This window comes from Mycobacterium sp. NGS68, assembly GCF_059812195.1.
Genome location: NZ_JCALCE010000002.1, coordinates 376,221 through 397,778, shown reverse-complemented (window position 1 = coordinate 397,778; position 21,558 = coordinate 376,221). Strand labels below are relative to the sequence as shown.

Sequence of the window (21,558 nt, the reverse complement as noted above, 5' to 3'; positions counted from 1 at the left end):
GGCATTGTGTGCACTTTCGGGGCGGCCAGGCCCGTCGCGTGCCCGCGAGGGCGCTCACATTTGCGTGAGATGGGGGGTGGGGCCTCAAATTTGGGGACTGTCGCCGCGGCGCTGCGTTGATCTAACGAGTCCCAGCGTCACAAGAAGTCGGCATACGGCCTTTTGGCCGCCTTCGAGCGACAGCTTGTCGCGCTGAGGCCGGCAAACCGGCACATGGTTCCCGACGCGCAGCCGCCGGCTCAGGTCAGGGCGCTGACTTTGTCCATCATGCGGTGAGCGAGGTCGATGCCGCTGGTGCTGACGTCGGCCGACCCCTTGTCGCCCAGGTCCGACGCGCTGTAGAACGCGATGTCGACGTCGACGATGCAGTTCGCGCGCACTCCGAGGGCCCGCGCGTGGGGGATGCCCGAGTCCGAGGGCGAGGTGTCCGAGGTGACCGAAATCGTGGCCGCGAGCACAGAATTGGCCACCCGCACGTCGCTGATGGCCTCGTTGAACTTGATGGTGGAACCGTCCACGGTCACGGTCGCACCGGCGCACTGCTGCCACTGCGGGATGAACTTTGCGAACAACGCGCCCGCGGCCGCGGCGCTGGGCAACGTGACGATCCCTTCCTCCACATTGATCACCTTCGCGGCACCGCCCTCGTGCCACCATATTTGGCTGCCCACGTCCTTGACATTGGCCGAGGCATAGTCCCGCTGCATCTGCATTGCGGTGATGCTCATGCAATCGGCGCGCGGGGACCTATTCCGAGTGCCGCGCAGTTTGTCGGGCCCCCCGAACCATGACCGGTTCATACCCGAGGATTCGAAGGGCTGCTCGAGGATCTTCGACAGCGCCGCGTTGTCGAAAAACACCTGATTGGCCGCTTGCCCGATGAGTGGCCGCGGCTTCATGTTGGGCGCCGGCCGCACCGCTCCGCTCACCACGTGCGTGCAACCGGTGGCCAGGATGACGATCCACAGGCAGGCGAGCAGGCAGCGGGGTCGGTTCATGGGGGTCAGCTCAGGCCGGAGACTTTGTCCATCATCGCGCGCACGACATCGATGCCGCTGGACGCGAGTTCGGCCGAGCCCTGGTCCGACGGACGGCGCGAACTGTAGAAGGCGACCTCGACCTCGACGATGCAATTCACCCGCACGCCCAGCGCCCGGGCCTGCGGAATGGCCGAGGCGCCAGCGCGGTTCGACTTCGACGACACAGTGGCGGCGAGGACGGAGTCGGTCACCCGGACGTCGCTCACCGTATCCGTGAAGCTGAGGCTCTGGTCCGGCAGGTCGATGCTCACGCCGTCACACTGCTGCCACTGCCCACTGAACTTCGCGAACAACTGGTTGGCCGCCGCGACCGTGGGCAGCGTCGCCACGCCTTCGGTCACGCTGATCACCTTCGCGGAACTGCCTTCATGCCACCATGATTCACCGGCGACGTTCTCGATGCTGGCCGACTTGTAGGTGCCCTTCTCCAGCAACGTCGTGACGCCCAGGCAGTCTGTGCGCGACGGCGATTTGCTGTAGGAGCTGCGCAGCTTGTCGGGCCCGCCGAACCAGGGCGGCAGATCCGAGTCCGCCTTGAACGGCTGTTCGAGCATCTTCGTGAGCGCATCGCTGTCCAGCAGCACCTGCTTGATGTTTTGCACCGTCAGCGGTTTCGGCTTGAGGTTCGGCGCCGCGCGCACCGTGCCGCGGACCACGTCGGTGCAACCGGTGGCCAGCATGAGGACCACCAGTCCGGCAAGAACGTGCCTGACGCAGCGGGTTCGGGCCGGCAAGCGTCGCTTTGCGGTCATGCTTACTTCTTACCCCTGTCCCCCGCGGACTCGGTGGACAATGCGGCAACAAACGCCTCTTGGGGTACCTCGACGCGCCCGATGGTCTTCATCCGCTTCTTGCCTTCCTTCTGCTTTTCCAGAAGTTTGCGCTTGCGGGTGATGTCGCCGCCGTAGCATTTCGACAGCACGTCCTTGCGGATCGCGCGAATGTTCTCGCGGGCAATGATTTTCGATCCGATGGCCGCCTGCACCGGAACCTCGAACTGCTGGCGCGGGATCAGTTCCTTGAGCTTGGTGGTCATCTTGTTGCCGTAGGCGAACGCCGAATCCTTGTGCACGATCGCGGAGAACGCGTCGACGGTCTCGCCCTGCAGCAAAATGTCGACCTTGACCAGCTGGGCCTCCTGCTCGCCGGCTTCCTCGTAGTCCAGGCTGGCGTAGCCGCGGGTGCGCGACTTCAGCGAGTCGAAGAAGTCGAAGATGATCTCGCCGAGCGGCATGGTGTAGCGCAGCTCCACCCGCTCCGGCGACAGGTAGTCCATGCCGCCCAACTCGCCGCGGCGTGACTGGCACAGCTCCATGATCGTGCCGATGAACTCACTGGGCGCGATGATGGTGGTCTTCACGACGGGTTCGTAGACCGTGCGGATCTTGCCGTCCGGCCAGTCCGACGGGTTCGTCACGACAATGGTGTTGTCTCCGGCGCCGTCCAACTCCACCCGGTACACGACGTTCGGCGACGTCGAGATCAGGTCCAGGTCGAACTCGCGCTCCAGGCGCTCGCGGGTGATCTCCATGTGCAGCAGACCCAGGAAGCCGCAACGGAATCCGAAGCCCAGCGCCACGGAGGTCTCGGGCTCGTAGGTCAGGGCGGCGTCGTTGAGTTGCAGCTTGTCCAGGGCGTCGCGCAGGTTCGGGTAGTCGCTGCCGTCGACCGGATACAGGCCCGAGTACACCATCGGCTTGGGTTCGCGATAGCCGGTCAGCGCTTCCTTCGCGCCGTGGCGCGCCGTCGTCACGGTGTCACCGACCTTGGACTGCCGCACGTCTTTGACGCCGGTGATCAGATAGCCGACTTCGCCGACGCCCAGACCCTCGCTGGGCTTCGGCTCGGGCGAGACGATGCCGACCTCGAGCAGTTCGTGGGTGGCGCCGGTGGACATCATGGCGATGCGCTCGCGCGGGCTGACCTTGCCGTCCACCACACGGACGTACGTCACCACGCCGCGGTAGATGTCGTAGACGGAGTCGAAGATCATCGCGCGGGTGGGTGCGTCCGGGTCGCCCTGCGGCGGCGGCACTTCACGCACCACGTGGTCGAGCAGGTCGGCCACCCCTTCCCCGGTTTTGCCGGACACCCGCAGCACGTCGGCGGGATCGCAGCCGATGATGTGGGCGATCTCACCCGCGTAGCGGTCCGGGTCCGCGGCGGGCAGGTCGATCTTGTTCAGCACCGGAATGATGTGCAGGTCCCGGTCCAGCGCCAGGTAAAGGTTCGCCAGCGTCTGCGCCTCGATGCCCTGGGCGGCGTCGACCAGCAGGACCGCGCCCTCACAGGCCTCCAGCGCGCGTGACACCTCGTAGGTGAAGTCGACGTGACCGGGCGTGTCGATCAGGTGCAGCACGTAGTCGGTCTCCTGGCCGTTGTCGGACACCCGCCAGGGCAGCCGCACGTTCTGCGCCTTGATGGTGATGCCGCGCTCGCGCTCGATGTCCATGCGGTCCAGGTACTGGGCCCGCATCGACCGTTCGTCGACGACGCCGGTGAGCTGCAGCATCCGATCCGCCAGCGTCGATTTGCCGTGGTCGATATGGGCGATGATGCAGAAGTTCCTGATCTGCGCCGGCGCGGTGAAGGTCTTGTCGGCGAAACTGCTGATGGGAATCTCCTGGACTGACGGTCTGTGCGGCACGTCCAGCGTACTGGGACACGCCGCGGCACGACCGCCCCTCTCCGCTCGCGTCTATGCTGCGAATATGTCGTCCGCTCGCAAATCACAGTGGAAGACGTTGCAGGATTTCGCGGAGAACCTGGTGTCCAACCGTGCTCCCAAGCTTGCCCGTCACGTGCAGAACTCGCAGGCCGTCCTGCGGGAGATACAGCAAGTGGTGAAGGTCACCGTCAACGTCATCGCCGCGGTGACGCCGCAACCGCCCGCCGAGATCACCACGGGACGGCCGGTGAGCAAGACCAGCTTTCCCACCGCGCAGCGCGCCCGCAAGCTCGTCTACGCGCCCAACCTCGACGGCCGCGCCGACCCCGGGGAGATCGTGTGGACCTGGGTGGTCTACGAGGAGGATCCGACCCGCGGCAAGGACCGGCCCGTGCTCGTGGTGGGCCGTGACCGCAGCGTCTTGCTGGGGTTGATGGTGTCCAGCAAGGAGCGGCACGCTGCCGACCGGGACTGGGTCGGGATCGGCAGTGGCAACTGGGATTACGAAGGCAGGGAGAGCTGGGTGCGGCTGGATCGGGTGCTGGACGTGCCCGAGGAAAGCATTCGCCGCGAGGGCGCGATCCTGGAACGTGAAACCTTCGACGTGGTCGCCGCGCGGTTGCGCGCGGACTACTCCTGGCGCTGAGCGCCCCGGCCGGGCGGACTACCCCTGGGTGATGTAGGACTGCAGCTGCTGCTGCTCGGCTTCGAGCTCCTGCATCCGGGTCTTCACCACGTCACCGATGCTGACGATGCCGATCAGGCTCCTGCCGTCGAGCACCGGCACGTGCCGAACGCGGTGCTTGGTCATCAGCACGCTGACGTTGTCCACCGTGTCGGATTTGGTGCAGGTGGCGACCGCGCTGGTCATGATCTTGGACACCGGACGGGACAGCACGCTGGCGCCGTGGGTGTGCAGCTGACGCACCACGTCGCGCTCCGAGACGATGCCGACGACACCCTCCGGGCCCATCACCACCATGGCGCCGATGTTCTGCTCGGCCAGGCCGGCAAGTAGTTCGCGCACCGTCGCGTCGGGGTTGATCGTCGTAACCGCCGCACCCTTGTTCCGCAAGACGTCCGCGATGCGCATTCAGCCTCCAGCCGGTTGTGATCTCCTTCACATCAGGCTACGGCCTACTCGGGCGGCACGGAAGCCAACGCGAGAACACGCAACCCACGCCCGGTTGACCGGGACTAAGGCAACCCTTAGTTTATGGGGGTAACTAACCGATGAATTGGGGGCCTGTGGATACCGTTGCCACTCGCCAGGGCGGGCGACCGCCGGTGATCGCGTTGGACGACGTCGTGCGGACCGGCCGCAGCCTGGGCATGCGACGGCTCAGCATCAACGCGGTGGCCGCCGAGCTCGGCGTTTCCGCGACGGCGCTGTACCGGCACGTCGAGGGCAGGTGGGAGCTTGAGCGCCTGGTCGGCGAAAGCTTGCTCGCCGAACTCGAGTTGCGCGACGACCCCAGCGCGGACATCGAGGTACACCTGCTGTCGTTCGGCCTGCAGTTGTTGGACTTCGCCGCCGACCACCCCGGCCTCGCGTCGTATCTGCAGGTGCTGTTCCCGCGTGGCGATGCCGGTGCGCAGCTGATGGCCGCCGAGGTGGAGGCGCTGAGCCGACGCGGGTTCTCCGCGGACGCCGCGATGGTGTTGAGCAGCGCGGTGGCGACGCTGGCGATCAGCCTCGCGGCGCGAGAAGAGAGCAACGCCAACGCGACCGGCGGCGGACAGGCTCAGGGGTTCGCGGAGGAACGCGACGCCGCCGCCCATCGGCTGGCGCGCGACGCGAGGCTGGGCGCGGCGAGCGTCGGCCTGCCGCAGGTGGAGAGCACGGAGTTTGTGCGGCTGCTGCTGGCCGCATCGATCCGGGGCCTGGTCGCGCTGATTCCGCCCGGCCGCCCGATCGAAGAAGTCGTCGCTCAGCTCAACGTCAAGGGAGAGGAACGCTGATGGCACGCGGGTTTCAGGGGGCGGTGCTGCGAGGTTTCGGCGCCCGCGACCACACCGCAACCGTGATCGAAACCGTCCGGCTCGCCCCACACTTCGTGCGGATACGGATGGTGTCGCCGACCCTGTTCGAAGACGCCGAGGCCGAACCGGCGGCGTGGCTGCGGTTCTGGTTCCCTGACCCGGACGGATCGAACACCGAATTCCAGCGCGCGTACACGATCACCGAGGCGGACGCCGACGCGGGCCGCTTCGCGGTCGACGTCGTGCTGCACGAACCGGCCGGCCCGGCCTGCACGTGGGCAAGCGGAGTGCAACCCGGCGCGGAGATCGCCGTCATGTCGCTGATGAGCTCCTCGGCACGTTTCGCCGTGCCCGAAGAACAGCCCGCCGGCTACCTGCTGATCGGCGATTCGGCGTCGATCCCCGGGATCAACGGCATCGTCGGAACGATTCCCGACGACGTCCCCGTCGAGATCTACCTCGAGCAACACGACGACAACGACACGCTGATCCCACTCGCGCAGCATCCCCGGCTGCGGGTGCACTGGGTGTCCCGCCACGACGAGAAGTCCCTGGCCGCGGCCATCGAAAACCGGGACTGGTCGAATTGGTACGCCTGGGCCACACCCGAAGCCGGGACGCTCAAGCAGGTCCGGACGCGGCTGCGTGACGAATTCGGCTTCCCAAAGTCCGAGGTCCACGCCCAGGCCTATTGGAACGCAGGGCGCGCGATGGGCACACGCCGCGGCGACGAGCCCAAGACGCCGGCCGCCACACGGGCCCCCGCACCGGCGACAGCGCCGGCCCCCGCCCAGGCCCAGCCGGAGATCCCGGCCACGCCGACAGAACCGGTTCCCGCCCCGGCGGCGCGGGGCAGCTGGCGCGCCCAGGCGGCCGGTCGGCTGCTGGCGCCGCTGAAGTCGTCGCTGATCCTGTCCGGCATCCTGCAGGCGGTGATCACGCTGCTGCAGCTGGCGCCGTTCGTGCTGCTGGTCGAACTGGCCCGGCTGTTGGTGTCGGGCGCCCCCGAGTCGCGGTTGTGGCCGGTCGGCATCGCGGCCGCGAGCCTGCTGGGCACGAGCACCCTGCTGAACGCCGCCCTCACGCTCTGGCTGCACGTGGTCGACGCGCGCTACGAACGCAAGCTGCGAACCCAGCTGTTGCGCAAGCTTTCCCGGCTGCCGCTGGGCTGGTTCACCGCCCGCGGGTCGGGGTCGATCAAGCAGCTGGTGCAGGACGACACGCTGTCGTTGCACTACCTGGTCACCCACGCCATCCCGGACGCGGTCGCCGCCGTCGTCGCACCGGTGGCGGTACTGGTCTACCTGTTCGTCGTCGACTGGCGGGTGGCGTTGGTGCTGTTCGGCCCGATCCTGGTTTACATGGTGATGATGTCGGTCATGTCGGTGCAGTCCGGCGCGAAGATTCCGCAATCACAGCGCTGGGCCGAGACGATGAACACCGAGGCGGGCGCCTACCTCGAGGGGCAGCCGGTGATCCGGGTCTTCGGTGGCGCCGCCGCGTCGAGTTTCCGGCGTCACCTCGACGACTACGTCGAGTTCCTGGTGTCCTGGCAGCGGCCGCTGGCGGGCAAGAAGACCATGATCGACCTGGTCACCCGCCCCTCCACCTTCCTGTGGCTGATCACCCTCACCGGGACTGCGCTGATCGCGTCCCATCAGATGGATCCAGTGAACCTGCTGCCATTCCTGTTGCTGGGCACCACCTTCGGTGCGCGGCTGCTCGGCGTGGCCTACGGGCTCGGCGGTATCCGCGGCGGGATGCTGGCCGCCCGGCGCCTGCAGATCGTGCTCGACGAGCCGGAGCTGCAGGTGCAGCAAGTGGCGGGCGAACGATCCCGCGACTCGTCGGGCACCGTCGTGTTCGACAACGTCAGCTTCGGCTACCGGCCGGGCGTTCCCGTCATCCACGACGTGGCGCTGACGCTGCGGCCGGGCACGGTCACCGCGCTCGTCGGCCCGTCCGGGTCCGGCAAGTCGACGTTGGCCGCGCTGCTGGCCCGCTTCCACGATGTCCAGCAGGGCGCGATACGCGTTGGTGGACAGGACATTCGGTCGATGACCGCCGACGAGCTCTACACCCGGGTCGGCTTCGTGCTGCAGGACACCCAGTTGGTGCACGGCACCGTCGCCGAGAACATCGCGCTGGCGGTTCCGGATGCCACCGCCGACCAAGTCCAGGCGGCGGCGCGCGAGGCGCGGATCCACGACCGGATCCTGCGGTTGCCCAACGGGTATGACACCGTTCTCGGTGCCGCCAGCGGGTTGTCGGGCGGGGAACGGCAACGCCTTACCATCGCGCGCGCGATCCTCGCCGACACCCCGGTTCTGATCCTCGACGAGGCCACCGCCTTCGCCGACCCGGAATCGGAATACCTTGTGCAGCAGGCGCTCAACCGGCTGACCCGGGACCGCACCGTGCTGGTGATCGCACATCGACTGCACACCGTCACCGGAGCCGACCAGATCGTCGTACTCGACCACGGCCGCATCGCCGAACAGGGCACCCACGACGACCTGCTCGCCGCCAACGGACGCTACCGGCAGCTCTGGGACAGCGGCCGTCACGAGCCGCTGGCCGTCACGACCGCTCAGGAGGGTGCGCGATGATCCGCACTTGGATAAGCCTCGTCCCGTCCGATCGACGCCCCAAGGTGTTCGCCTATGCCGCACTGACGTTGGCCTCCGTGGCGGTGCGCGCGGTGGGCACCGTGTTGCTGGTTCCGCTGGTGGGGGCGCTGTTCGGCGCCGCGCCCCAACACGCGATCGTGTGGCTGGCCTGGCTCACCGCGGCGACCGTCGCCGGCTGGCTGATCGACACCGCGGCCGGCCGGATCGGTTTCGACCTGGGCTTCGCCGTGCTCGACCACACGCAGCACGACCTCGCCGACCAGCTTCCGGAGGTGCGGCTGAGCTGGTTCACCGCGGAGAACACCGCGACCGCACGGCAGGCGATCGCCACGACCGGGCCCGAACTCGTCGGTCTGGTCAGCTACCTGCTGGCCCCGCTGGCCTCCGCGATCCTGCTGCCGGCCGCCATCGGACTGGCACTGCTCGCCGTGAACTGGCAGCTGGGCGTGGCCGCCCTGATCGGACTGGTGCCCCTGCTCGGGGCACTGTGGGCCGCGGTGCGCCTGTCGCGGCGCGCGGACGCCACCGCGGCCGCGGCCAACACCGCACTGACCGAGCGCATCATCGAATTCGCCCGAACCCAGCAGGCTTTGCGCGCGGCCCGGCGCGTCGAGCCCGCGCGCAGTATGGTCGGCGATGCGCTGGCGGCCCAGCACGGCGCCACCATCCGGCTGCTGACCATGCAGATCCCGGGCCAGGTGTTGTTCAGCATCGCCAGTCAGCTGGCGCTGATCCTGCTGGCCGGGGCGACCGCGGCGATGACGGTGGCGGGCAACCTCAGCGTGCCGGAGGCTGTCGCGCTGATCATCGTGATCGCGCGGTACCTGGAACCGTTCACGACAGTCAGCGAGCTCGGCCCGGCGCTGGAGAGCACCCGCGCGACCCTTGAGCGCATCCGATCCGTGCTCACCGCACCGACCGTCGAGGCCGGGACAGACTCGATGCACCACGCGAATGCCGCTCCCGGCATCGACTTCGACGGCGTCACGTTCAGCTATGACGATGCCGGCAGACCCGTGCTCGACAGAATGAGTTTCGCGTTGCGGCCGGGGACGACGACGGCGATCGTCGGCCCGTCGGGCTCGGGCAAGAGCACCATCCTGGCGCTGATCGCCGGGCTGCACGAGCCCTCCGGCGGTCGTGTGCTGATCGACGGCGTGGACGCCGCGACGCTGAACGGGCAGGACCGGCGGGCAATCAGCAGTGTGGTGTTTCAGCACCCCTACCTGTTCCACGGCTCCATCCGGGAAAACGTCTTCGCCGGGGCCCCCGGCGCCACGGAAGACACGTTCGCCCGGGCGATCGCACTCGCCCGCGTCGACGAGCTCACCGGCAGGCTGCCCGACGGCGCCGACACCGTCGTCGGCGAGGCCGGCTCGGCGCTGTCGGGCGGCGAGCGGCAGCGGGTCAGCATCGCGCGCGCCCTGCTCAAGCCGGCGCCCATCCTGCTGGTCGACGAGGCGACCAGTGCGCTGGACACCGAGAACGAGGGCGCGGTGGTCGATGCGCTCACGGCCGATCCCCAGTCCCGGACGCGGGTGATCGTCGCCCATCGGCTGTCCAGCATCCGTCACGCTGACCGGGTCCTGTTCGTCGACGACGGCAGGATCGTCGAGGACGGCACGGTCGACGAACTGCGCGCCGCGGGTGGGCGTTTCGACGAATTCTGGCGACAGCAGCACGACGCCGCCGATTGGCGCATCCTGGCCGAATAGCCCGTGGGCGGGGCCGGCCGGCTGCAAGGATGGGGCCATGATCGAAGTCACCCTGCTCGGAACCGGCAGTCCCATCCCCGACCCGAACCGCGCCGGGCCGTCGACCCTGGTGCGGGCCGGCGGGCAGGTGTTCCTGGTGGACTGCGGTCGCGGCGTCCTGCAGCGTGCGGCGGCGGTCGGTGTCGGCGCCGCCGGCCTGTCGGCCGTGCTGCTGACGCACCTGCACAGCGACCACATCGCGGAGCTCGGTGACGTGCTGATCACGAGCTGGGTCACCAACTTCGCGCCGGATCCCGCGCCCCTGCAGATCATCGGGCCGCCCGGCACCGCCGAAACGGTGGAGGCGATGCTGAAGGCGTTCGGTCGCGACATCGGCTACCGGATCGCCCACCACGCCGACCTGAACGCGCCACCGCCGATCGAGGTGCGCGAGCACACCGACGGCCTGGTGTGGGATCGCGACGGCGTGACGATTCGCGTGGCTCCCACCGATCACCGGCCGGTCGCCCCCACCATCGGGTTCCGCGTCGAAGCCGACGGCGCCGCTGTCGTGCTGGCCGGCGACACCGTGCCCTGCGCCAGCCTCGACGAGCTGGCCGCGGGCGCGGACGCGTTGGTGCACACCGTGATCCGCAAGGACATCATCACGCACGTCCCCCAGCAGCGCATCAAGGACATCTGCGACTACCACTCGTCGGTGCAGGAGGCGGCCGCGACGGCGGCCCGCGCGGGCGTGGGCACCCTGGTCATGACGCACTACGTGCCGGCGATCGCGCCCGGGCAGGAAGAACAGTGGCGGGCGTTGGCCGCCACCGGGTTCGGCGGACGTATCGAACTCGGCGACGACCTACACCGGGTGGAGGTCAGGCCAGCCGGGTGATCTCCACGATCACGTCGAGGTCGGTCGCGCCCTCCCCGGAGTAGATGCCCTTCAACGGCGAGACGTCGGCGTAGTCGCGGCCGACCCCGACGCTGACGTACTGCTCGGTGATGTCGGTGTCGTTGGTGGGGTCGTAGTTCCACCAGCTGCCGGTCCAGGCCTGGATCCAGGCATGGCTGCGGCCGTCGACGGTCTTACCGATGGCGGCCTCACGTTTGGGGTGCAGGTACCCGGACACGTAGCGCCCCGGAATTCCCATGCTGCGCAAGAGAATCAGCGTCAGGTGCGCGAAGTCCTGACAGACCCCCTTGCCCTTCTCCAGCGCGTCCAGGCCCGACGAGTGCACGCCGGTGGTGCCCGGCAGATAGTCCAGCTCGCTGCGCGCCCACTGCGCCGCCGCGATGACGGCCTCGCTGGGATCGTGATACTTGGTGATCCGTTTGCCCACGGCGGCAACGCGCTTGCTGGACGGAGTGTATGCCGTGGGGCGCAGCACCTCGTCGAAGCGGTCGATCACGGCCATGGACTGCAGCTCTTCCCAGCTGGTCTTGGCCGTCGGCGCCTCGGGGCGCTCCGTCTCGACCACCGACGACGACGTCACCGTCAGCTCCGTGTGCGGCGCGTGCAGGTCGAAAGCCGTTACGGCAGTGCCCCAATAGTCGGTGTAGCGGTAGGACCGGGTGGCCGGAATGGTCTCCACGCGATTGAGGATGACGTTCTGGCGCGGGTTGGACGTCGGCGTCAGCCGCGCTTCGTTGTAGGAGGCAGTGACCGGCGCCTTGTAGGCGTATCCAGTGGTGTGCACCACCCGCATCCGCCACATCAGGATTCTCCTTGACTGTTCAGTAAGTCGCCGCGTTGCCGGGCGTCCGTCCAGGCGACCCACGGCGCGGCGTGGAAGTACTGCAGCGCCAACGCGTCTCCGACGTCGCAACAGGTCCTCTGCAGACCCGCCAAGCGGTTCTCCAGCGATTCCAGCAGCACTCCGGGTTGGACGAATTCCAGTTCGCTGCGGGCCTGTCCGAGCAACCGCTGCGCCTCGGTGGTCGCGCCGATCCGGCTCTGCGGGTTGTGCAGCAGCTCTTCGAGTTGGTGCTCGGCCAGCCGTAGCGAGTAGAACACCGAGCGCGGGAAAAGCCGGTCGAGCATCATGAATTCGACCACGCGGGCCGCGTCCAGCGCACCCCGGTAGGTGCGCAGGTAGGAGTCGTGCGCTCCCGCCGAGCGCAGCAGCGTCACCCACGCCGGCGACGACGCGCTGTCCCCCACCCGCGACAACAGCAGCCGCACCGTCATGTCGATCCGCTCGATCGCGCGGCCCAGCACCATGAAGCGGTACCCGTCGTCGCGGGACAGCGTCGTGTCGGCCAGACCCGCGAACATCGCCGCCCGGCCCTCGATGAACGACAGGAACTCGTGCGGCCCAAGCCGTTTGGCGGCACGTTCGCGCTCCGGCAGCGCATGGTAGGTGGTGTTGATGCACTCCCAGGTCTCGCTGGACGTGACTTCCCTTGCCGACCTTGCGTTTTCGCGGGCCGCCGAGATGGCGTCGACGATCGAACAGCCACCCTCGGTGTTGGGGCTGAAGGCCACCAGGTCCGTCAGGGACCAGACGTCCAGCGCCTCGTCGGGCGGCTCGATGCCCAGCACCTTCAGCAGCAGCCGGGAAGCCTGGTCGGGGTCGACGCTGGAGTCTTCGAGCAGCTGGTGCACGGCGACGTCCAGGATGCGGGCGGTGTCGTCGGCGCGCTCCACGTAGCGACCGATCCAGTACAGCGCTTCGGCGTTGCGGGCAAGCATCAGTCCACCGCCTGTTGCTGTTGCTGCTGGGGTTGCTCGTCCTGGGGTTGCTGGAGCTGCTGCTTCGGCTGCTGTTGCGAAGTTCGCGCGCTTGCCGCTTTCTGCTCCGGCACCGGCTTCGGCAGCGATCGCACCACCTTGGCCCGGCCCAGCTCCCGCTCGGCGACCGACGTGCGCGGCGCCAGCACCCAGGTGTCCTTGGACCCGCCGCCCTGACTGGAATTGACCACCCTGGATCCCTCGACCAGCGCGGTGCGGGTCAGGCCGCCGGGCAGCACCCACACGTCGTTGCCGTCGTTGACCGCGAACGGTCGCAGATCGACGTAGCGCGGGGCCAGCGAACCCTCGATGCGGGTCGGTACGGTCGACAGCTCCATCATCGGCTGGGCGATCCAGCTGCGCGGGTCCTCCCGGATCTTCTTGCCGATCGCGGCCAATTCCTTGCCGGACGCTTCCGGGCCGAACACGATGCCGTAGCCGCCGGAACCCTCGACCGGCTTGATCACCAGCTCACCGATGCGGTCCAGCACCTCCTCGCGTTCGTCGTCCAGCCAGCAGCGGTACGTGTCCACGTTGGCCAGCAGGGGCTTCTCACCCAGGTAGTACTCGATCATCGTCGGGACGTAGGTGTAGACGAGCTTGTCGTCGCCGACACCGTTGCCGATCGCGCTGGAGATGACGACGTTGCCGGCGCGGGCCGCGTTGACCAGGCCGGCCACGCCGAGCACCGAGTCGGGACGGAACTGCATGGGGTCCAGGAAGGCGTCGTCGATGCGGCGGTAGATGACGTCGACCTGGCGCTCCCCCTCGGTGGTGCGCATGTAGACCTGGTTGTCGCGGCAGAACAGGTCGCGGCCCTCGACCAGCTCCACACCCATCTGCCGGGCCAGCAGCGAATGCTCGAAATAGGCCGAGTTGTGCACGCCCGGGGTGAGCACCACCACCGTCGGGTCGGCTTCGTTGGTGGCCGCCGAGTTCCGCAGCGCCCGCAGCAGGTGCGCGGAGTAATCGTCGACGGTGCGCACCCGATGGGTGGCGAACAGGTTCGGGAAGACGCGCGCCATGGTGCGCCGGTTTTCCATGACGTACGACACGCCTGACGGCGAGCGCAGGTTGTCCTCGAGCACGCGGAAGTCGCCGCGGTCGTCGCGGATCAGGTCGATGCCGGCGACGTGGATCCGCACGCCGTTGGGCGGCACGATCCCCATCGCCTCGCGGTGAAAGTGCTCACAGGAGGTGATCAACCGGCGCGGCATCACGCCGTCGCGCAGAATCTCCTGGTCGCCGTAGATGTCGTCGAGGTACATCTCCAGCGCCTTGACACGCTGGGTGATGCCGCGCTCCAGCCGGGTCCACTCCGCGGCCGAGATGACCCGCGGCACCAGGTCGAGCGGGAACGGCCGCTCCTGGCCGGACAGCGAGAAGGTAATGCCCTGGTCGATGAACGCCCGGCCCAGCGCGTCGGCGCGGGCCTTGAGGTCCGAGGCGTCCGACGGGGCGAGTTCGGCGTAAATGCCCTTGTACGGGCCGCGGACGCTGCCCTGGGCGTCGAACATCTCGTCGAAAGCCATCGCGTACGAGTCCGAGGAGTTGTAACCCCCGAAAATGCGTTCTGAGCGCGCCGGGGGACGCGGCTTACCGTTGCGGGACCCGGGTCTGGTCTCCGCCAGTTGCTTCGGAAGGCTCACTTTGCAAATGCTGCCTCAAATTGACGTCAGGGCCTGCCACGGGTTCCCCTTTTGGGAGAAAACGTAACCGACTGATAACCTGGGCAGTCGCAGAGCGGGCACCCCGTGCCCCCTTCATGTACCAAATCAGCGCAGGCACAGACGGGAACTTACAAGCGTGGCCAACATCAAGTCGCAGCAGAAGCGCAACCGCACCAACGAGCGCGCCCGGCTGCGGAACAAGTCGGTGAAGTCTTCGCTGCGTACCGCCGTCCGCGCGTTCCGCGAGGCCGCCCACGCGGGCGACAAGGACAAGGCCGCGGAGCTGCTGGTGTCGACCAACCGCAAGCTGGACAAGGCCGCCAGCAAGGGCGTGATCCACAAGAACCAAGCGGCCAACAAGAAGTCGGCCCTGGCGCAGACCCTGAACAAGCTGGGCTGATCTATCCGCGGTTCGCGGCCAGTTCCGCGACCTTTCTCACCGCCGACTCGAGCGCGTAGTCGGCGTCCACCACGGCGCCTTTGACGTTGGCGTTGAGTTCCGCCACCACCTTCATCGCGGTCGCCACCGAGTCGCGCGACCAGCGCCGGGCCTGCTTCTGGGCCTTCTGCACCCGCCACGGCGGCATCCCGACCTGCCCGGCCAGCCGGTAGGGGTCGCCGGACAGCGGCCCCACCCGGCCGATCGCGTGCACCGCCTCGGCCAGCGCGTCGGCCAGCACCACCAGCGGCTCGCCGCGCATCATCGCCCAGCGCAGCGCCTCCGCCGCCCCCGCGACATCGCCCGCGACGGCCTTGTCGGCGATGTCGAAGCCCTTCACGTCGGCCTTGCCGCTGTGGTAGCGCCGCACCGCCTCGGCATCGACGTTTCCTGCGGTGTCGGCCACCAGCTGGGAACACGCCGAGGCGAGTTCCCGCACATCGGAGCCGATCGCGTCGAGCAGCGCGGTCACCGTCTCCTCGTCGACTTTGACTCGGAGCGAGCGGAACTCCTTGCGGACGAAGTCCGCGCGCTCGCCGGCCTTGGTGATCTTCGCGCACGGATGCACCTGCGCGCCCAGCTTCTGCAGCTGGCCGGCCAGCGCCTTTGCCCGTCCGCCGCCGGAATGCACGACCACCAGCACCGTGCCCGGCGGGAGATCGGCGGCGGCCTCAGCGACCATCGTCGCCGCGTCCTTGCCCGCCTCCCCGGCGGCCTCGAGCACGACGATCCGCTCGTCGGCGAACAGCGACGGACTGAGCAGCTCGGCCAGCTCGTGCGTGGTGACGTCGCCGGCCCGCATGCGGTTGACCGGAACGTCGTCGGCGCCTGAACCGGTACCGGCCCGCTTGCGCGCCGAGCGCAGCACGTCGGCCACCGCCCGCTCGACCAGCAGTTCCTCGTCCCCCAGGACCAAGTGCAACGCCTCGCTCACGCCCCGATGGTGCCACGCGGGGCCGACAGCCTTCTCGGGGGCGTCCGGGGGCGCCGCGGGGGTAGCCCGGCGCTGCAAGAAACTTCCAAGACGTCGACGCCAGCCTCCTCGTCATGGCGAGAACAATCCCCCTGACCGCCGCGGCGGCTGCCGTCGTCGCGCTGGCGGTCGCCGCCCCGGCACACGCCGAACCCACGTCGTACGTCAAGCTGCCCGGTGTCGCCGCGTGCGAGATCACCCCGGAAAACGTGGTGTGCGAGAGCAATTGGCCGCAGGCACCGGTGACGCCGTGCCCCCGGTGTCCGGAGGTGCTGCACATGGACCAGGCGCTGGTGGACGCCGACGGCAACCTCACCTGGCGCGACGCGAACATCGGCCAGCCCGACCAGCCCGGCGGCCCGGGCTGGTTCGTCGTCGACGTCGGGCGGCCCTACCACGGCTACGGCTGGACTGTCGTGGCAGATGCTTCGAACCGCGGAGGCCACTTCACCTTTAGCAACGACTTGACGGGTCACGGCATGGCGATCACCCGGGTCGGGTCCGGCGCCGACGGTCATTCGGAAGTGGTGACGTTCTGAAGCTGGCCGGAATCTCTGCACAACACACCGATGAACAGGAGAAGATGATGAAGCGCATTTCCCGAGCGGCGTTGGCCGCTGCCCTGCCCCTTGCGGCAGGTCTGGTGTTCGCCGGGCCAGCCCACGCCGACACCGAGGGATATCTCAACTACCTGCGGATTCACGGCATTTCCAATGCCGAAAGCTACCTGAGTTTGGGCCAGCAGCAATGCCAGGCACTGCGCAGCGGGGCGTCGGAACGCACGCTCATTGGCCAGCTGGAGCATCGAATGAGCCGCGCCGAGTCCGACCTTGTTGTCACCGGCGCGCATCTGTACCTCTGCCCCGGCGCGTAATCCTCGGCTTTCGCGTTCCCGGGCGCGGCGGGATCGGCCGACTTATCGTATGAGTCGCTGGCTTTTATGACATTGGTTGGAGGCTGATGTGGGCCGGATGAGGCCAGACGTCTGGTGCGCGGTCGCTGGGTTCGCTGCGCTGCTCTCGAGCGGCGCCGGTGCGTCGGCGGCGCCCGGCACCGACCCGATCGTCGGCGACTGGAACGTGACATACGGCGCCCCGACGACGGTCAAGATGGTCCTGTCAGACGGCGTGTACACCGAGATAGCGAAGACACCTGTGCGAATCACGGGCGCTGCCTGTGACATACCGGCCGGCACGGCCATCGCCACGTTTACGCAAAGCGGCTCGGGCAGTTACAAGGGTCAGCACGGCCTGTGGCTCACCAGCAACTGCACATTCAGCCACTGGACCGACGCGACGTTCACCCTCAGCAGCGACGGAACCAAACTGACGGCAAGCCTCGGCGGCGAGACCCCGAGCTTCACCAAGGTCCCCAACGGTGGCTGACGGGGACGGGACGCCGTTCGGGCGGTATCGCCTGATCGAACTTCTTGGCCGCGGCGGCATGGGCGAGGTGTGGCGGGCACATGACACCGAGACCGACCGCGTCGTAGCCATCAAGGTGTTGCCCGCGCACCTGTCCGACGACGAGGAGTTTCAGCGCCGGTTCCGCCGCGAAGCCCATACCGCGGCGCGCCTGAACAGCCCCAACGTCATCCCGATCCACAACTACGGCGAGATCGACGGCCGCCTGTACGTCGACATGCGGTTGATCGAAGGCCGCGACCTGGAAGCCGTGCTGACCGACGGGCCGCTCGATCCGGTGCGCGCGGTCAACATCGTCGGGCAGGTCGCCAAGGCGCTGCACGCGGCCCACAAGGTGGGCCTGCTGCACCGCGACATCAAGCCGTCGAACATCCTGCTCGACGACGACGACTTCGCCTACCTGATCGACTTCGGCATCGCCCGCGTGCTCAACGAGACGCGGATGACCAAGACCGGCTACGCCGTCGGCACCTTTCAATACATCGCCCCGGAGCGACTGGGCCTCGGCAACGAGGAGGATGCCCGCGCCGACATCTACTCGTTAGCCTGTGTCCTCTACGAATGCCTGACCGGCAGGCCGCCGTTTCCCGGCGACACCATGCCGCAACTGATCGCCGCGCACCTCAACGCGCCGGTGCCGCGGCCCTCCGTGAGCCAGTCCGGCGTGCCCGCTCCCGTCGACGCCGTCATCGCGCGCGGGATGGCCAAAGATCCCGCCGAGCGGTACGCGACGACGGTCGAGCTGGCCAAGGCCGCCCGCGAGGCGATCACCGAGCCCATCGCGCGACCCGCGACGACGCGTGTGCACCCCCCTGCCGCGCCGCCGCCCAGTCCGGCCACGATGCCGGCGTATGCGTACGACGCTGGGCCGGTGTCGCTGGATCGGCCGACCGTCGCCGCGACCCGGGAGCCGCCGGCCGTGCCGTTGCCCGCCCGGGCCAGCGGAATCACCCGTGTCGCATGGTCCCTGACCATTCTTGGCGGCCTCGCCATTGTCGCCGGCTTCCTAATTCTTGCGCCTGTCCTGATCCTCATCGGGGTCGTCCTCCTACCAACTGGCTTGGTCATGCTGGCCGTGGGGAAAAAGGGACGTGCGGCCGTAGAGCGCCCCCCACGGCGCCGGCTGAAGTGGCCGCTAATCGGGGCGATTGTCGCCCTCGTCGCCGCCGTATCGGGCATTACCGGCTACCGGCTGTGGCCGGATAGCACGGGGCACACCGTGCTGCCGTTCGTCGAACTCAAACAGCCCGAGGGCCTCGCAGTGGACACATCCGGCAATGTCTACGTGGTCGACGGGCAAAACAAACGGGTGCTAAAACTGGCAGCCGGCTCAAACACCCAGATGGTGTTGCCGTTCACCGGCCTCGACCTCCCCGTCAGCGTGGCAGTGGATACCGCCGGCAACGTCTACGTCACCGATCCCATCGACAAGCGGGCGTCGAAGCTCACCGCCGGCTCAAACACCCAAGCCGAACTGCCGTTCGCCGGCACCGGTATCGCGGTCGACAGTGCCGGCAATATCTACTTCACGAGCGGCAGAGAGGTCGTCGAGGTGGCGGCGGCTTCCGGCACCTCGACCGTGCTGCCGTTCACCGGCCTCACGCAGCCCTGGGGTGTGGCGGTCGACACCGTCGGAAACGTCTACGTGACCGATTATTCCAAAGGTCAGGTGCTGCAGTGGGTGGCCAACTCGAGAACCCAGAAGGTGCTCGCGTTCAGCGGACTCAGTTGCCCCAAGGGCCTGGCGGTAGACCGCGCGGGTGACGTTTATGTCGCCGACTTCGGCAACAATCGGGTAATAAAGCTGGCGGCCGGCTCGAGCAGCCAGACCGTAGTGCCCTACCAGCGCCGTATCGGCTTCGAGAACAGCATCAACGGGCCCACGGGTGTCGCCGTGGATGGCGCCGACAACCTCTACATCGCCGACTGGGGCAACCACCGGGTGCTCAAAATGTCGGCTGGGTGATCGGTTGCCCGCCGTGAAACGCCCGCCCCGGCCCGTCGCGGCGGTCCCAGAGGCGCAATAGCTGCCATCCTCTGTGCGACATGACCAGATAGCAGCGGTACGACGCATATCGTACTCAAAGTAGGATCGCTGTATGGCGAAAGATAAGGTTTCGGTGACAATAGATCAGGCCGTGTTGGCGGCGGCCGATGCAGATGCGCACGCGGCCGGGTTGAATCGGTCCGAGATGATCGAGCAGGCCCTCCGCAACGAGCATTTGCGAATCTCGCTCGAGGACTACACCGCGCACACCGTTCCAGCGCTCGACATCGACGCCTATGCGGACAAGGTCTACCAGGCGAATCGGTCTGCTGGCCGGTGATCTCCCCCGGCGATATCGTGCCACGCGGCGATACCGACGCCGAACTATTCGTCGTCGTCCTTTCGAATACGATTCACCTCGCCGCGGCGACGGGAAGGGTGATCACATGTCCGTTCATTCCCGGCGAAATCCCCAGCGGCACAATGGCGATGGTTGTCGCCGTGACTCAGCCCGAGGGAACTGTGCTGCCGGAGCTCATTCAGTGGCTGCCCATCGCTGCTCTCGCTGAGCCGCTAGGAAATATCGGCGCCGCAGCGCTTGGCGAAACGGTCGCGATCGTCACAGCGCTCGTTCACTGACCGGCCTTGCGCATCTGGCCTGATGGCGGGCCCGGCGTCTGCTCGCCAACCGCGGGCGCCCTCGCCGAAAGTGAATCCACTGCGGAATCAGCGCCGTTTTTTCGCAGTCAGTTCACTCTCGGCGCAGCGGACACGGAACCGGCCAGCCACCCGGCCAGCCACCACGCCAGCACACACAGCAGGCCGACCACCCCAGACCAGCCGCACGCCAGCCGAAACCACCGCCACCGCCACAGCACCAGCACCAGCACACTGACGCCACCGACCAGCACGACGCCGGGCACACTTTTGGGCACCGGCACCGTCGCCCCGGGCACAGAGGCCGCCCAATGCGCGACGTGCACCACCAACCACACCTCGGGCCCGCTGAACCGGATCAACAGTTGCGCCGCGGCGGGCCATAGCCCACAAAGGACGGCTGCGGCGGTGCCCAGCACCGTGATCGGCGCGATCAGCGGCGCCGCCGCGAGGTTGGCCAGCACGGCCACGACGCTGAACCGCCCGGAGATCGCCGCGACCAGCGGCGCGGTGACGACCTGCGCGGCCCAGGCGACGGCGACGGCGTCGGCCAGCGGCTTTGGCCACCCGCGCGCGACCAGCCGCCGCGACCAGACCGGCGCGATGATCACCAGCGCCGCCGTCGCTACGACGGACAGCGCGAACCCGACGTCGACGGCCAGTTGCGGCGCGACGGCCATCAGTAGCAGCACGGTCGCGCACAGCGCCGGGATCGCCTGCCGTCGCCGCGACGACAGCAGCGCGGCCAGCGTGATCGCGCCCATCACCGCGGCCCGCAGAACGCTGGCCGTCGGCTGTACGACGATCACGAACGCCACCAGCGCCAGCGCGGCAAGCAGCACGGCGAATCGCGGGCCGATCAGCCGGGCCGAGAACAGCACCGCCCCGCACACGATCGTCACGTTGGCGCCGGACACCGCCGTCAGGTGCGTCATGCCTGCCGCCTTGAAGTCGCGGGTGGTCGTGGCCGACACGGCCGAGGTGTCGCCGAGGACCAGGGCGGGCAGCATCGCGGCCTGCTCGGCGGGCAGCACCTCCCGGACGGCGGCGGCGAACCGCGCACGCACGGCATACGCGGCCCGCTGCACCGCGCTAGCCTCGCCCGCGACCGGCTTACCCGTCACATTGAGCACCGCGACGCTCAGGTCGTGGCGCTTCGGGTGGCTGATGCGCGCGGTGAACCGGAGCGGCTGCCCGACCATGACGTCACTGAGCTCGGAAACCCTGGCGAACACCAGCACGCGGCCGGACACCTCGTCGTCACGCAGGCGTTGCAGCGTCGCGCGGAACATCAGCCGGCCCGAGCCCAGCGACATCGCGCTCTCGCTGGGGGTCACCGTTACCGGAACGGTGGCGCCGAAGGCGGCGGTGACCGGGTGGCGCGCGACCGCATCGGCGCGCAGGGCGATCGCGAGCCCGAACCCCGCCCCCACGAGACCGACTGCCAACAGGCCGACGCTGACAGCGCGGGATCGTGCCGAACGCCACCACAGCAGGCCCGCGCCGACGGCCAGCAGCGCGCAGCACGACGCGAACAGCCGGCCGACCGGCCACACGATGCCGGCCGCGGTCACCACCCAGCTGGCGAGCGCCGCCGGGACCAGCCGCACATCGAGGCGCTCCAGTGCTGAGTCGGTGCCGGGGTCCGCCACC

At 68.3% G+C, this 21,558-nt stretch carries 20 protein-coding genes and 1 pseudogene; 12 read left to right on the top strand and 9 right to left on the bottom strand.

The features are described from left to right. Positions 1-239 precede the first annotated feature (239 nt). The 3 genes and pseudogenes from AC5Y5V_RS04755 to lepA form a co-directional block, all read right to left on the bottom strand. A complete protein-coding gene (locus AC5Y5V_RS04755; RefSeq protein ID WP_499931503.1) occupies positions 240-998 on the bottom strand; it encodes a sensor domain-containing protein in 759 nt (252 codons plus the stop codon). Positions 999-1,003: 5 nt separating this feature from the next. Next, entirely contained in the window at positions 1,004-1,792 is a 789-nt protein-coding gene (locus AC5Y5V_RS04750; protein ID WP_499931502.1) for a sensor domain-containing protein, read from the bottom strand. Between the two features lie 2 nt (positions 1,793-1,794). Then, positions 1,795-3,770, bottom strand: a pseudogene (gene lepA, locus AC5Y5V_RS04745) (translation elongation factor 4). Between lepA and AC5Y5V_RS04740 the strand changes: the two are divergent. Beyond that, positions 3,752-4,354 carry a type II toxin-antitoxin system PemK/MazF family toxin gene (locus AC5Y5V_RS04740; RefSeq protein ID WP_499931500.1) on the top strand — a complete coding sequence of 201 codons (603 nt, stop codon included), beginning with the start codon at positions 3,752-3,754 and terminating at the stop codon, positions 4,352-4,354. The pseudogene lepA and the gene AC5Y5V_RS04740 overlap by 19 nt on opposite strands. An 18-nt stretch (positions 4,355-4,372) precedes the next feature. On the opposite strand, the gene AC5Y5V_RS04735 is transcribed toward AC5Y5V_RS04740, so the two are convergent. Next, the gene (locus tag AC5Y5V_RS04735; RefSeq protein ID WP_499931498.1) at positions 4,373-4,801 is read right to left on the bottom strand and encodes a CBS domain-containing protein; all 429 of its coding nucleotides are present in this window, start codon (positions 4,799-4,801) and stop codon (positions 4,373-4,375) included. Positions 4,802-4,941: 140 nt separating this feature from the next. Here AC5Y5V_RS04735 and AC5Y5V_RS04730 point away from each other — a divergent pair, with 140 nt between their 5' ends. Genes AC5Y5V_RS04730 through AC5Y5V_RS04715 form a run of 4 tightly spaced genes read left to right on the top strand, consistent with a single transcriptional unit; the run spans position 4,942 to position 10,916 of the window. Beyond that, positions 4,942-5,670 (top strand): TetR/AcrR family transcriptional regulator, encoded by a 729-nt coding sequence (locus tag AC5Y5V_RS04730; RefSeq protein WP_499931496.1) that lies wholly within the window; start codon positions 4,942-4,944, stop codon positions 5,668-5,670. Then, complete coding sequence (locus tag AC5Y5V_RS04725; protein ID WP_499931494.1) at positions 5,670-8,300, top strand: ABC transporter ATP-binding protein/permease; 2,631 nt, start codon at positions 5,670-5,672, stop codon at positions 8,298-8,300. Before AC5Y5V_RS04730 ends, AC5Y5V_RS04725 begins: the two co-directional genes overlap by 1 nt. Beyond that, complete coding sequence (locus AC5Y5V_RS04720; protein WP_499931492.1) at positions 8,297-10,036, top strand: ABC transporter ATP-binding protein; 1,740 nt, start codon at positions 8,297-8,299, stop codon at positions 10,034-10,036. The genes AC5Y5V_RS04725 and AC5Y5V_RS04720 overlap by 4 nt, the downstream gene beginning before the upstream one ends. A gap of 37 nt (positions 10,037-10,073) precedes the next feature. Continuing rightward, positions 10,074-10,916, top strand: coding sequence for an Rv2407 family type 3 sulfatase (locus AC5Y5V_RS04715; RefSeq protein WP_499931490.1), 843 nt, complete (start codon positions 10,074-10,076; stop codon positions 10,914-10,916). Here AC5Y5V_RS04715 and AC5Y5V_RS04710 read toward each other — a convergent pair. Genes AC5Y5V_RS04710 through AC5Y5V_RS04700 form a run of 3 tightly spaced genes read right to left on the bottom strand, consistent with a single transcriptional unit; the run spans position 10,900 to position 14,413 of the window. Next, complete coding sequence (locus AC5Y5V_RS04710; protein WP_499931488.1) at positions 10,900-11,739, bottom strand: transglutaminase family protein; 840 nt, start codon at positions 11,737-11,739, stop codon at positions 10,900-10,902. The genes AC5Y5V_RS04715 and AC5Y5V_RS04710 overlap by 17 nt on opposite strands. Continuing rightward, positions 11,739-12,716, bottom strand: coding sequence for an alpha-E domain-containing protein (locus tag AC5Y5V_RS04705; protein ID WP_499931486.1), 978 nt, complete (start codon positions 12,714-12,716; stop codon positions 11,739-11,741). Before AC5Y5V_RS04705 ends, AC5Y5V_RS04710 begins: the two co-directional genes overlap by 1 nt. Then, positions 12,716-14,413, bottom strand: coding sequence for a circularly permuted type 2 ATP-grasp protein (locus AC5Y5V_RS04700; protein ID WP_499931559.1), 1,698 nt, complete (start codon positions 14,411-14,413; stop codon positions 12,716-12,718). Before AC5Y5V_RS04700 ends, AC5Y5V_RS04705 begins: the two co-directional genes overlap by 1 nt. Positions 14,414-14,561: 148 nt before the next feature. On the opposite strand from AC5Y5V_RS04700, the gene rpsT reads away from it, so the two are divergent. Further along, on the top strand, positions 14,562-14,825 hold the full coding sequence (rpsT, locus tag AC5Y5V_RS04695) for a 30S ribosomal protein S20 (RefSeq protein WP_499931485.1): 264 nt from the start codon (positions 14,562-14,564) through the stop codon (positions 14,823-14,825). 1 nt (position 14,826) lies between these two features. On the opposite strand, the gene holA is transcribed toward rpsT, so the two are convergent. Next, positions 14,827-15,786 carry a DNA polymerase III subunit delta gene (gene holA / locus AC5Y5V_RS04690; protein ID WP_499931557.1) on the bottom strand — a complete coding sequence of 320 codons (960 nt, stop codon included), beginning with the start codon at positions 15,784-15,786 and terminating at the stop codon, positions 14,827-14,829. A 125-nt stretch (positions 15,787-15,911) separates the two neighbouring features. On the opposite strand from holA, the gene AC5Y5V_RS04685 reads away from it, so the two are divergent. From AC5Y5V_RS04685 to AC5Y5V_RS04660, 6 genes are all read left to right on the top strand, one after another. Continuing rightward, entirely contained in the window at positions 15,912-16,376 is a 465-nt protein-coding gene (locus tag AC5Y5V_RS04685; RefSeq protein WP_499931483.1) for a hypothetical protein, read from the top strand. Between the two features lie 47 nt (positions 16,377-16,423). Beyond that, on the top strand, positions 16,424-16,711 hold the full coding sequence (locus tag AC5Y5V_RS04680) for a DUF732 domain-containing protein (RefSeq protein WP_499931481.1): 288 nt from the start codon (positions 16,424-16,426) through the stop codon (positions 16,709-16,711). A gap of 97 nt (positions 16,712-16,808) precedes the next feature. Continuing rightward, positions 16,809-17,222, top strand: coding sequence for a hypothetical protein (locus AC5Y5V_RS04675; protein WP_499931479.1), 414 nt, complete (start codon positions 16,809-16,811; stop codon positions 17,220-17,222). Continuing rightward, positions 17,215-19,227 carry a protein kinase domain-containing protein gene (locus AC5Y5V_RS04670; RefSeq protein ID WP_499931477.1) on the top strand — a complete coding sequence of 671 codons (2,013 nt, stop codon included), beginning with the start codon at positions 17,215-17,217 and terminating at the stop codon, positions 19,225-19,227. The genes AC5Y5V_RS04675 and AC5Y5V_RS04670 overlap by 8 nt, the downstream gene beginning before the upstream one ends. A gap of 133 nt (positions 19,228-19,360) precedes the next feature. Beyond that, the gene (locus AC5Y5V_RS04665; protein WP_499931475.1) at positions 19,361-19,588 is read left to right on the top strand and encodes a ribbon-helix-helix protein, CopG family; all 228 of its coding nucleotides are present in this window, start codon (positions 19,361-19,363) and stop codon (positions 19,586-19,588) included. Continuing rightward, positions 19,585-19,887 (top strand): toxin, encoded by a 303-nt coding sequence (locus AC5Y5V_RS04660; RefSeq protein ID WP_499931473.1) that lies wholly within the window; start codon positions 19,585-19,587, stop codon positions 19,885-19,887. Before AC5Y5V_RS04665 ends, AC5Y5V_RS04660 begins: the two co-directional genes overlap by 4 nt. Before the next feature lie 107 nt (positions 19,888-19,994). Here AC5Y5V_RS04660 and AC5Y5V_RS04655 read toward each other — a convergent pair whose 3' ends face one another. Continuing rightward, a complete protein-coding gene (locus tag AC5Y5V_RS04655; protein WP_499931472.1) occupies positions 19,995-21,557 on the bottom strand; it encodes a ComEC/Rec2 family competence protein in 1,563 nt (520 codons plus the stop codon). Between the last annotated feature and the right edge of the window lies 1 nt (position 21,558).